Genomic DNA, 12,278 nt, shown 5'->3' on the forward strand with positions numbered 1-12,278 from the left:
CGGCGGATCGCGAGCTGGGGTTCGCCGGTGGCGAGGGCCGCGGGGAGCGCCCGGACGGAGGCAGGGTCGCCGTCGAGATCGACGAGGACGAACCGGACGGGGTGCTCCGACTGCGCGGTGCGGACCAGGCCCCACACGGGTGCGTGGGCCAGGTCGGCCACGTCCCAGTCGCTCTGGGTGGCGACGGCGCCCCGGGTGACGAGCACCAGGCGGGAGGCGGCGAGCCGGTCGTCGGCGAGCCAGTCCTTGACCAGGGCGAGTGCCTGGTGCACGGCGGTGTGCACGCTGCCGGCGAGGGCGGCGGCACCAGGGGACGCGTCGCGGGCGAGGTGGGCGAGGACGTACGCGGGCGCGGGGGCGCCGGCCGTCTCGAGGGCGGCGGTGAGGGCGTCGAGGCCGCTGTGCGCGGTGGTGTCGACGCCGGGGACGTCCAGCGCGTCCGGCCCGACGCAGGCCCACGGCGCGGTGACGGCGGGGGCGTCGGCGGGCAGGGGCAGGGTGGCCCAGTCGATGCGGTACAAGGACTCGTGGTGGGCGGGGTGGGCGCTGCCGATGCGGTCGGCGGAGACGGGCCGCACCATGAGGCTGCCGACGGTGGCGACGGGGGCGCCGGTGGTGTCGGCGAGGTGCAGGGAGAGGGTGTCCTCGCCGCTGCTGGTGAGGTGGACGCGCAGTGCGGAGGCGCCGGCGGCGTGCAGGGACACCTGCTGCCAGGAGAAGGGCAGCCGGCCGGGGCGGTCGCCGTCGGGGGCGGGCTGGACGAAGGTGCCGTGCAGGGCGGCGTCGAGCAGTGCCGGGTGGAGGCCGAAGCGGGCGGCCTCGCCCTGCCGGTCGTCGGGCAGGGCGACTTCGGCGTAGACGTCGTCGCCGGACAGCCATGCGGCGCGCAGGCCCTGGAAGAGCGGGCCGTAGGCGAATCCGCCTTGGCCGATGTGCTCGTACAGGCCGTCCACGCCGACGGCCTCGGCGCCCGGCGGCGGCCATTCGCCGAGGTCGAAGGCGGGGGCGGGTGCTCCGTCGGCGAGCACGCCGGTGGCGTGCCGGGTCCACGGCTCGTCCGCGGGGGCGTCGTGGTCGGTGGACCACACGTCCAGGGCGCGGCGGCCGGTCGCGTCGGGGGCGCCGACGGCGATCTGGATGCGGACGACGGCGCCGGGCGCGAGGACGAGGGGGGCTTCGAGGGTGAGCTCTTCCAGCAGGTCGCAGCCGGCCTGGTCGCCCGCCCGGACGGCGAGTTCGACGAAGGCGGTGCCGGGCAGGAGGACGGAGCCCATGACGGCGTGGTCGGCGAGCCAGGGGTGGGTGTCGAGGGAGAGCCGGCCGGTGAGCAGGAACCCTTCGCCGTCGGCGAGGGCGACGGCGGCGCCGAGCAGCGGGTGGTGGGCGGCGCCCAGACCGGCGGACTCGACGTCGCCGACGAATCCGGCGGGGGTCTCCAGCCAGAACCGTTCCCGCTGGAAGGCGTAGGTGGGCAGGTCGGTGCGGCGGGCGCCGGTGCCGATGCCGGTGAAGTAGGCGGCCCAGTCGACGGAGACGCCGCGGGTGTGGGCGGCGGCCAGGGCGGTGGTCAGGGCCTCGGCCTCGCCGCGGTCGCGGCGCAGGGCCGGCAGGAAGACGGGGGCGTCGGCGGGGTCGGCGGTCTCGGGGAGGCAGTCGCGGCCGAGGCCGGACAGCACGCCCTGCGGGCCGAGTTCGAGGTAGGTGGTGACGTGTTCGGCGTCCAGGGTGCGGATGCCGTCGAGGAAGCGGACGGCCTCGCGGACGTGCGCGACCCAGTGGCCGGCGGTGCGCAGTTCGTCGCCGGCGAGCCGCCCGGTGAGGTTCGTGACGACGGGGATGGTCGCCCGGTGGTAGGTGAGGGACTCGGCGACCTCGCGGAAGTCGTCGAGCATGCCGTCCATGAGCGGGGAGTGGAAGGCGTGGCTGACGGTCAGGCGCCGGGTGCGGCGGCCGCGGCGCTCGAACTCGGCGGCGATCTCCAGGGCGAGGGTCTCCTCGCCGGAGATGACGACGGCGTCGGCGGCGTTGACGGCGGCGATGCCGATCCGGTCCTCGTGGGCGGCCAGCAGCGGCAGCACCTCGTCCTCGGCGGCGGCCAGGGCGATCATGGCGCCGCCCTCGGGGAGGGCCTGCATGAGCCGGCCGCGGGCGGCGACGAGCCGGGCCGCGTCGGGGAGGGTGAGGACACCGGCGACGTGGGCCGCGGTGATCTCGCCGATGGAGTGGCCGGCGACGTAGTCGGGGCGGACGCCCCAGGACTCGACGAGCCGGTAGAGGGCGGTCTCCAGGGCGAACAGGGTGGGCTGGGTGTAGGCGGTGCGGTCGAGGTCGTCGCCGTCGGACGCGAACAGCACGTCCTTCAGCGGGTGTTCGAGGTACGGGGCGAACTCCTCGCACACCGCGTCCAGCGCGGCGGCGAACACGGCGTAGGTGTCGTGCAGTTCGCGGCCCATGCCGGGGCGCTGGCTGCCCTGTCCGGTGAACAGGATCGCGGTCCTGCCGTCGGCGACGGTGTGCCGGACAACGTGAGGGCCGTCCTGGTCCCCGGCGAGCGCGGCGAGGCCGGCCAGCAGCCCGTCGCGGTCGTGGGCGACGACGGCGGCCCTGCGGTCCAGGGCGGTGCGGGTGGTGGCCAGCGACAGCGCCACGTCGGCGGGGGCCTCGTCGGGCCGGTCGGCGAGGTGGGCAGCGAGCCGGCCGGCCTGGGCGCGCAGCGCGGCGGGGGTCCGGCCGGACAGCACGAAGGGCAGCGGGACGGTCGCGGGGACGGCCGTGTCGTCGCCGGCCGCCGGGACGGGACGGGTGGTGTCGTGCGCCGTGTCGGCGGGGGGCTCCTCGATGATGACGTGCGCGTTGGTGCCGCTCACGCCGAAGGAGGAGATGCCCGCGCGGCGGGGGCGGTCCGTGGCCGGCCAGGGCTCGGCCTCCGTCAGCAGGGAGACGGCGCCGGCGGACCAGTCGATGTGCGGGGACGGCTCACCGATGTGCAGGGACTGCGGCAGGACGCCGTGCCGCATCGCGAGGACCATTTTGATGATGCCGGCCGCGCCGGCGGCGGCCTGGGTGTGGCCGATGTTGGACTTGATGGAGCCCAGGCGCAGCGGCTGGTCCGCGGCGCGGCCCTGGCCGTAGGTGGCGAGCAGGGCCTGCGCCTCGATCGGGTCGCCCAGCGTCGTGCCGGTGCCGTGCGCCTCGACGGCGTCGACGTCGGCGGTCGTCAGACCGGCGCCGTCCAGTGCGGCGCGGATGACGCGCTGCTGCGAGGGCCCGTTGGGCGCGGTGAGGCCGTTGCTGGCGCCGTCCTGGTTGACGGCGGTGCCGCGGACGACGGCGAGGACGCGGTGGCCGTTGCGGCGGGCGTCGGAGAGCCGTTCGACGAGGACCATGCCGGCGCCCTCGGCCCAGCCGGTGCCGTCTGCGTCGGCGGAGAAGGACTTGCAGCGGCCGTTGGTGGACAGGCCGCGCTGGCGGCTGAAGTCGATGAAGGTGTCGGGGGTCGACATGACCGTGACACCGCCGGCCAGCGCCATGTCGCACTCGCCGCTGCGCAGCGCCTGGACGGCCAGGTGCAGGGCGACCAGCGAGGACGAGCAGGCGGTGTCGACGGTGACGGCCGGGCCCTCCAGGCCGAGGGTGTAGGAGACGCGGCCGGAGGCGACGCTGCCCGCGGTGCCGGTGCCGAGGTAGCCCTCCAGGCCTTCGGGCAGGGCGGCCAGTCGGGTCAGGTAGTCGTGGTACATGACGCCGGCGTAGACGCCGGTGCGGCTGCCGCGCATCGACGTGGGGTCGATGCCGGCGCGCTCGAAGGCCTCCCAGGACGTCTCCAGCAGCAGCCGCTGGTGCGGGTCCATGGCGAGGGCTTCGCGCGGGTTGATGCCGAAGAAGTCCGGGTCGAAGTCGGCGGCGTCGTGGAGGAAGCCGCCCTCGCGGGTGTAGCTGGTGCCCGCCCGTCCGGGGTCGGCGTCGTAGAGCGCGGCGAGGTTCCAGCCGCGGTCGGTGGGGAACGGGGTGATGGCGTCGACCGAGCCGGCGACGAGCTGCCACAGCTCGTCGGGGGTGGTGACACCGCCCGGATAGCGGCAGCTCATGCCGACGATGGCGATCGGCTCGTCGTCGGTCGCGGTGGCGGTGGTGACGGCCGCGACCGGGACGGAGTCGGCGTCGTCGCCGAGGAGTTCGGTGCGCAGGAACGCGACGAGCGCGTTCGGGGTGGGGTAGTCGAAGACGAGCGTGGCGGGCAGGCGCACGCCGGTCGCCGAGCCGAGGCGGTTGCGCAGTTCGACGGCGGTCAGCGAGTCGAAGCCGAGTTCCTTGAAGGCGCGTGCCGGGTCGACGGCCTCCGGGCCGGGGAAGCCGAGGACGGCGGCGACCTGGACGCGGACGGTGTCCAGCAGGAGGCGGTCGCGTTCGGCGGGGGTCAGCGGCAGGAGCCGGCCGGCGAGCCCGCCGGCCGGGGCGGCCTCGGCGGTGTCGGCGGCGCGGCGGGCCGCGGGGCGGACCAGGCCGCGCAGCAGGGCGGGCACCATGCTCGCGTCGGCCTGGCGCAGGGATGCCAGGTCCAGGTGCATGGGGACGGCGGTGGGCCCGCCGACGGCGCGGGCGGTGTCGAGCAGCGCCAGACCCTGCTCGGAGGAGAGCGCGGCCACGCCGGCGCGGGAGATCCGCTCCACGTCGGTGTCGGCGAGGTCGGCGGTCATGCCGCTGCGTTCGGCCCACAGGCCCCAGGCGAGCGCGGTGGCGGGCAGCCCCTCGGCGTGGCGGCGGTGGGCGAGCGCGTCGAGGAAGGCGTTGGCGGCGGCGTAGTTGGCCTGGCCGGGGCCGCCGAGGGTGCCCGCGGCGGCGGAGAACAGGACGAACGCGGCGAGGTCGCTGTCGCGGGTCAGCTCGTGCAGGTGCACGGCGGCGTCGACCTTGGCGGGCAGGACGCGGTCGACGCGCTCGGGGGTGAGCGCTTCGAGGATGCCGTCGTCGAGGACGCCCGCGGTGTGCACGACGGCGGTCAGGGGCCGGTCGGCGGGTACGGTCGCCAGCAGCGCGGCCAGCGCGTCGCGGTCGGCGGCGTCGCAGGCGGCCAGCGTCACCTCGGCGCCCAGGGCGCGCAGGTCGGCGAGGAGTGCGGCGGCGCCGGCGGCGGCTTCGCCGCGGCGGCTGGTCAGCAGCAGGTGGCGTATGCCGTGCCGGGCCACGAGGTGGCGGGCGACAAGGCCGCCGAGGGTGCCGGTGGCGCCGGTGACGAGGGCGGTGCCGTCCGGGTCGAGGGCGGGCGCCTGCTGCTCCGGCGTGGCGGCGGCCCGCGTCAAGCGGGGCACGAGGACCTTGCCGTCACGGACGGCGAGCTGGGGTTCGGCGGTGGCGAGCGCGAGCGCGCCGGGCAGGGTCCGCAGGGACTCCTCGCGGTCGTCCAGGTCGGCCAGGACGAAGCGGTCGGGGTGCTCGGACTGGGCGGAGCGCAGCATGCCCCACAGTGGGGCGTGGACGAGGTCGGCGACGTCGGCGCCGGCGGTGGTGGCGACGGCGCCGCGGGTGACGAACACCAGGCGGGAGGCGGCGAAGCGGTCGTCGGCGAGCCAGGCCTGGGCGAGCGCGAGGGCGTCGTGCAGGGCGGTGCGGACGGCGCCCGGCAGTTCGGCGTCGAGCACGGTCGGTTCGGCGCCGCCGAAGGGCACGACGACGGCCTGCGGGACGGGCCCGCCGGACGCCAGGGCGGCGCCGAGCGCGTCGAGGTCGGCATGGACGGCGGCGGTGGGCAGCGCGGTCGTGAACACGCCGCCCGCCCCGCCCAGCACGGCCCACTGGCCGGCGGCGACGGTGGTGGCTGCGGGGACGGGCAGACCCGTCCACTCGACGCGGAACAGCGACTCGTGGAAGGCCATGCGCGCGGCGTGCACCTGCTCGGGCGAGACCGGCCGCAGCAGCAGCCCGTCCACCAAGGCGACGGGGGCGCCGGTCTCGTCGGCGAGGGCGACCGAGACGGTGTCGTTGCCCGCGGGCGCGAGCCGTACCCGCAGGGCGCGGGCGCCGACGGCGTGCAGGGCGACACCGCTCCAGGAGAACGGGAGCCTGCCGTGCTCGGTGTCCTCCAGGAGCGAGCCGATGCCGACGGCGTGCAGGGCGGCGTCGAGGAGCGCGGGGTGCACACCGAACAGGCCGGCCTCGGCGTGCGCCGGCTGCGGCAGGCGGACCTCGGCGAACACCTCGTCGCCGCGCTGCCACGCGGCGGTCAGCCCCTGGAAGACGGGACCGTAGGCGAAGCCGGACTCCGTCAGGTAGTCGTACAGGCCGTCGACGACGACCTCGTCGGCGCCCGCGGGCGGCCAGTTGGCGAGGTCGGCGGCGGGCGCGGTGACGCCCGGCGCGGCGGGGGCGAGGACACCGGTGGCGTGGCGGATCCAGGCGCCCTCGCCCCAGGTGTCGTCGGCGGCGTCCTCGGGACGCGAGTGCAGGGTCAGCGCGCGGCGTCCCTCGCTGTCCGGCGCGCCGACGGCGAGCTGGATCTGCACTCCGCCGTGCGGGGGCAGCGCCAGCGGCGCCTCCAGGGTGAGTTCGTCCAGCAGGGGGCAGCCGGTGTGGTCGCCGGCCTGCAGGGCGAGTTCCACCATGGCGGTGCCGGGCAGCAGCACGGTGTCCATCACCGTGTGGTCGGCGAGCCAGGGGTGCGTGGCGAGCGAGAGGCGGCCGGTGAACAGGTGGCCGTCGCCGCCGGCCAGGGCGATGGCCGCGCCCAGCAGCGGGTGGTCGGCGGAGCCGATGCCGACGGCGGTGACGTCGCCCGCCCAGGCCGTGGGCTGCTCGGGCCAGAACAGCTCGCGCTGGAAGGCGTACGTGGGAAGGTCCACGCGGGTGGCCCCGCGCCCGGCGAACACGGTCCGCCAGTCGACGGCGACACCGTGGACGTGGGCCTGCGCGACGGCGCCGGCGAGGGCGGCCGGTTCGGCGCGGCCGGCGCGCAGCACGGGGATGAAGGCGGCGTCCTGGTCGTCGACGCACTCCTGGGCGAGGGCGGTCAGCACTCCCCCGGGGCCGACCTCGACGAAGGCGGTGACGCCCTGCGCGGCCAGCCGGCGCACGCCGTCGTGGAAACGGACGGCCTCGCGGACGTGGCGGACCCAGTAGTCGGCGGAGCCGATCTCGTCGGCGGTGGCGGAGGCGCCGGTGAGGTTGGAGACGATCGGGATGACGGGCGGCCGGTAGCCGACGGTCCCGGCGACCTCGCGGAATGCCTCCAGCATGCCGTCCATCAGCGGGGAGTGGAAGGCGTGGCTGACCGTCAGGCGCTTGGTCCTGCGGCCCTGGGCGCGCAGTTCGGCGGCGACCGCCTCGGCGGCGTCCTCCTCGCCGGAGACGACGACGGAGCGCGGGCCGTTGACGGCGGCGATGCCGACCCGGCCGGTGAGCAGCGGCGCCACTTCCTCCTCTGTGGCCTCGACGGCGATCATGGCGCCGCCGGTGGGCAGTGCCTGCATCAGCCGGCCGCGGGCCGCGACCAGGCGGGCCGCGTCGGGCAGGGCGAGGACGCCGGACACGTGGGCGGCGGCCAGTTCGCCGATGGAGTGGCCGATGAGGAAGTCGGGGGTGACGCCCCACTGTTCGAGCTGGCGGAACAGGGCGACCTCGACGGCGAACAGCGTGGTCTGCGCGTAGGCGGTCTGGTCCAGCAGGGCGGCGCGCGGGGTGTCCTGCGGCGCGAACAGCACGTCGTACAGGGGGATGTCGAGGTGCGGGTCGAGTGCGTCGCGGACCTCGTCCAGGGCGCGGGCGAAGCCCGGGTGGGTCGCGTACAGTTCGCGGCCCATGCCGGGGCGCTGGCTGCCCTGGCCGGTGAAGAGGAACGCGGTCTTGCCCTCGCCCGCCGTGCCGAGGACGGCTTCCGCGGGCCGCTCGGCGCCGGTGGGGTCGGCGAGCCGGTCGAGGCCGGCGAGCAGGGCGCCGCGGTCGGCGGCGAACAGCACGGCCCGGCGGTCCAGGGCCGCGCGGCTCGTGGCGAGCGAGAAGCCGAGGTCGGTCAGGCCCGCGGCGTCGGTGGCCAGCTCGGGGTGGGTGCGCAGGTGGGTGGCGAGTCGCTCCGCCTGGGCGCGCAGGGCGGTCTCGCCGTGGCCGGACAGCAGCAGCGGCACCGCGCCCTCGGCGCCCTGCACGGCGTCGGCCGCGGGGGCGGCGTCCTCGGCCGCGGGCTCCTGCGGCTCGTCGGCTCGCGGGGCCTCCTCGATGACGGTGTGGGCGTTGGTGCCGCTGACGCCGAACGAGGAGATGCCGGCGCGGCGCAGCTGCCCGGTCTCGGGCCACGGCACCGACTCGGTGAGCAGCGCGACGTCGCCGGAGGTCCAGTCGACAGTGGTGGAGGGCTCGTCGATGTGCAGCGACTTGGGCAGGACGCCGTGCCGGATCGCCTGCACCATCTTGATGATGCCCGCGACACCGGCGGCGGCCTGCGTGTGACCAATGTTGGACTTGACCGAGCCCAGCCACAGCGGACGCCCGTCGGGACGGTTCTGGCCGTAGGTGGCGAGGATCGCCTGGGCCTCGATGGGGTCGCCGAGGGTGGTGCCGGTGCCGTGCGCCTCGACGACGTCGACCTGCGCGGGGCTGAGCCCGGCGTCGGTCAGCGCCTGGCGGATGACGCGCTGCTGGGACGGGCCGTTGGGGGCCGTGAGGCCGTTGCTGGCGCCGTCCTGGTTGACGGCGGAGCCGCGGACGACCGCGAGCACCGGGTGGCCGTTGCGGCGGGCGTCCGACAGGCGCTCGACGAGCAGCATGCCGACGCCCTCGCCCCAGCCCGTGCCGTCGGCGCCGTCGGCGAAGGGCTTGCAGCGGCCGTCGGGGGCGAGCCCGCGCTGCCGGCTGAACTGGATGAAGGCGCGAGGACTCGACATGACGGTGACGCCGCCCGCGAGGGCGATCGTGCACTCGTCGTTTCGCAGCGCCTGGACGGCCAGGTGCAGGGCGACGAGCGAGGCGGAGCAGGCGGTGTCGACGGTGACCGCGGGGCCCTCGAGACCGAAGGTGTAGGACAGGCGGCCGGAGATGACGCTGGCGGCGTTGCCGGTCATCAGGTATCCCTCGACGCCCTTGGGGACGTCGTGCAGCATCTCGGGATAGTCCTGGCCGTTGGTGCCGACGAACACACCGGCCTTGCTGCCGCGCAGGGTGCCCGGGTCGACCCCGGCCCGCTCGAAGGTCTCCCAGGCCGTCTCCAGCAGCAGCCGCTGCTGGGGGTCCATGCCGAGGGTCTCGCGAGGGCTGATCCCGAAGAAGGCGGCGTCGAACTCCCCGACGCCGTCGAGGAATCCGCCCTCGCGGGTGTAGCTGGTGCCTTCCTGGTCGGGGTCGGCGTCGTACAGCGAGTCCATGTCCCAGCCGCGGTCGGACGGGAAGTGGGTGATGGCGTCGCGGCCCTGGGCGACCAGGTCCCACAGGCCCTCCGGCGTCGTGATGCCGCCGGGGAACCTGCAGCTCATGCCGACGATCGCGATCGGCTCCGGCTCCGCCGACTCGACCTCGCGGAGCCGCTGCCGGGTCTGGTGCAGATCGGCCGTCACCCGCTTCAGATAGCCGAGGATCTTGTCCTGGTCTGCCATTGGAACCTCACCCATGCTTCTCGTCACACCTTCGCGCCGCTGTGCTGCTGCCTGCTGTCCGTCTGCTTAAATTCCGAGCTCCTTGTCGATGAAGGCGAAGAGCTCGTCGGGCGTGGCCTCTTGGAGCTTTTCGGTGACGGCCTCGCCACGGGAATCGGTGTGCGGTTCACCCCATCTCGCCAGGAGGGCCTGCAGACGCAGCGCGATGCCGGTACGGGTCGGGGTGTCCGCGCTGTCCGGGTCGAGCACGGACAGGGCGGACTCCAGCTTCTCGAGTTCCGCGATGCCGGGGGCGGCGCCGGTGCCGCCGTCCGGGACGATCTCGCCGAGCAGGAAGTCGGCCAGGGCGGCCGGGTTCGGGTGGTCGAAGACGAGGGTGGCCGGGAGCCGCAGTCCGGTCGCGGCGTTCAGCCGGTTGCGCAGTTCCAGCGCGATGAGGGAGTCGAAGCCGAGTTCCTTGAACGCGCGCTGCGCGCCGACCTCGTCCGTGTTCTGGTGGCCGAGGGCCGCCGCCGCGTGGGTACGGACCAGCTCCGCGACGGCCAGGCCCTGTTCGGCCCGGGGCATGACCTCCAGGCGGCGGCGCAGCGCCTCCGCCGGGGAGAGGCCGGCACCGGCCGGATCGCCGTCCGCCCGCCCGGACCGGGACGCCTCCGCCAGCCGCCGCACCGCGGGCAGGTCGGCCAGGAAAGGGCTCGGCCGCACGGCGGTGTGGCCGGGGGCGAACCGCTCCCACTGGATGTCGGCGACGGCGACGGTCACGTCGCCCAGGTCGAGGGCCTGCTGGAGCGCGCGGATCGCGGAGCGGGGCGCCATCGCGGGCACGCCGCCGCGGTCGAGGCGCTCGCCGATCGAGCCGCCCGCCGCCAGTCCGCTGTCGCCCCACCGGCCCCATGCCACGGACGTCGCGGCAAGCCCCTCGGCGTGCCGCTGCTCCGCGAGGGCGTCCAGATAGGCGTTGGCCGCCGCGTAGTTGCCCTGCCCGCCGTCGCCGAGCGCGCCGGCGACCCCGGAGAAGAGCACGAACGCGGACAGGTCCAGGTCCCGGGTGAGTTCGTGCAGGGCGAGCGCCGCCTCCGCCTTGGGGGCGAGGACGGTCGCGAACCGCTCGGGCGTGAGCGCGTCGATGACACCGTCGTCGAGCACACCGGCGGTGTGGACGACGGCGGTCAGGGGCCGGTTCGCGGGGACGGTGCCGAGGAGCGCGGCGAGGGCGTCGCGGTCGGCGACGTCGCAGGCCGCCACGGTCACCTCGGCGCCCAGCGCGGTCAGTTCGTCGCGCAGCTCGGCGGCGCCCGGTGCCTCGATGCCCCGGCGGCTCACCAGCACCAGGTGCTCGGCGCCGTTGCCCGCGAGCCAGCGCGCGACGTGCCCGCCGAGCGCGCCCGTGCCGCCGGTGACCAGCACCGTGCCGTGGGGGTTCCAGGCCTTTCCTGCGGGCGCGCCGGCGCCGGGCGCGTGGGCCAGCCGGCGCACGAAGACGCCGGAGGCCCGGACCGCGACCTGGTCTTCCGCGCCGTCCCCTGCCAGCAGGCCGGCGAGGCGGGTGAGCGCACGGTCGTCCGCCGTGTCCGTGCCGGGCAGGTCGACGAGACCTCCCCAGCGGTCGGGGTGCTCCAGGGCGGCCGTCCGGCCGAAGCCCCAGACCAGTGCCTGGGCGGGATCGGTCACCGCCTCGGAGCGGCCGGTGGCGACCGCGCCCCGGGTGACGCACCACAGAGGCGCGGCTACCTCGGCGTCACCGAGTGCCTGGACCAGGGCGGCGGTTGCGAGCACTCCTGGGTGCTCGCTCAGCAGCGCGTCGGTTCCGCCGAGGGCGAGGAGGGAGAGGACGCCGCCGGGCGCGGTGCCGTCGAGTACGGCCTGAAGCGCCGCCGCCAGCCGCTCGCGGTCGGCCGTGCCGTGCTCCACCCGCACGGTGCGCACCTGCGCCCCGCGGTCGGTGAGCGTGCGCTCGACGGCGGCGGCCCACTGCCCGTCCGGGCCGGTGAGCGTGTGAGGGACGGCCAGCAGCCACGTCCCGGTGAGGCGGGCGACAGCCGGCTCGGGCACCGGCTTCCACGTCACGCGGTAGCGCCAGCCGTCGACGGTCGACTGCTCGCGGCTCTGCCGGCGCCACGAGGACAGCGCCGGAAGGAGCGCGGTCAGCGGCTGATCGGCGTCGACGGAGAGCTCAGAGGTGATCGTCTCGATGTCCTCGCGTTCGACGGCCTCCCAGAAGCGGGCGTCGATCCCGTTCTCCACGGGCGCCTCGGGGGCGGGCGCCGGGGCGATCTCGGGCCAGAACCGCTGCGACTGGAAGGCGTAGGTGGGCAGGTCCACGCGCTGCGCACCGGTCCCGGCGAACACCGCCTGCCAGTCCACCGACGCACCGTGGACGTAGGCCTCGCCCAGGGAGAGCCAGAACCGCTCCAGACCACCTTCATCGCGGCGCAGGGAACCCAGGACGGCGGCGTCACGGCCGGTGTCCTCGACGGTCTCCTGCACACCGACGGTGAGAACCGGGTGCGGGCTGGACTCCACGAACACCCCGAAGCCCTGCGCCAGCAGGGTTCGGACCGCCTGCTCCAGTTCGACGGTCTGGCGAAGGTTGCGGAACCAGTAACCGCCGTCCAGTTCTGGCCCGGACACCCACTCGCCGGTCACCGTCGACAGGAACGGCACCTGCGCCTCACCCGGGGTGATCGGCGCCAGCAGCTTCCC

The 12,278-nt window shown here is 75.7% G+C and carries 2 protein-coding genes; both read right to left on the minus strand.

Annotated elements, in window-relative coordinates; all coding sequences use genetic code 11:
• Window positions 1-9,575 (minus strand): type I polyketide synthase (locus ACP4IX_RS35605; RefSeq protein WP_426558721.1); only part of this gene is annotated, 9,575 nt, incomplete at its 3' end.
• Between the two features lie 66 nt (window positions 9,576-9,641).
• Window positions 9,642-12,278: SDR family NAD(P)-dependent oxidoreductase (locus ACP4IX_RS35610; RefSeq protein ID WP_426558719.1), on the minus strand; the 2,637-nt coding region annotated here is incomplete at its 5' end.

Origin of the sequence: Streptomyces sp. WG5 (genome assembly GCF_049974565.1) — a bacterium.
Classification (GTDB): domain Bacteria; phylum Actinomycetota; class Actinomycetes; order Streptomycetales; family Streptomycetaceae; genus Streptomyces.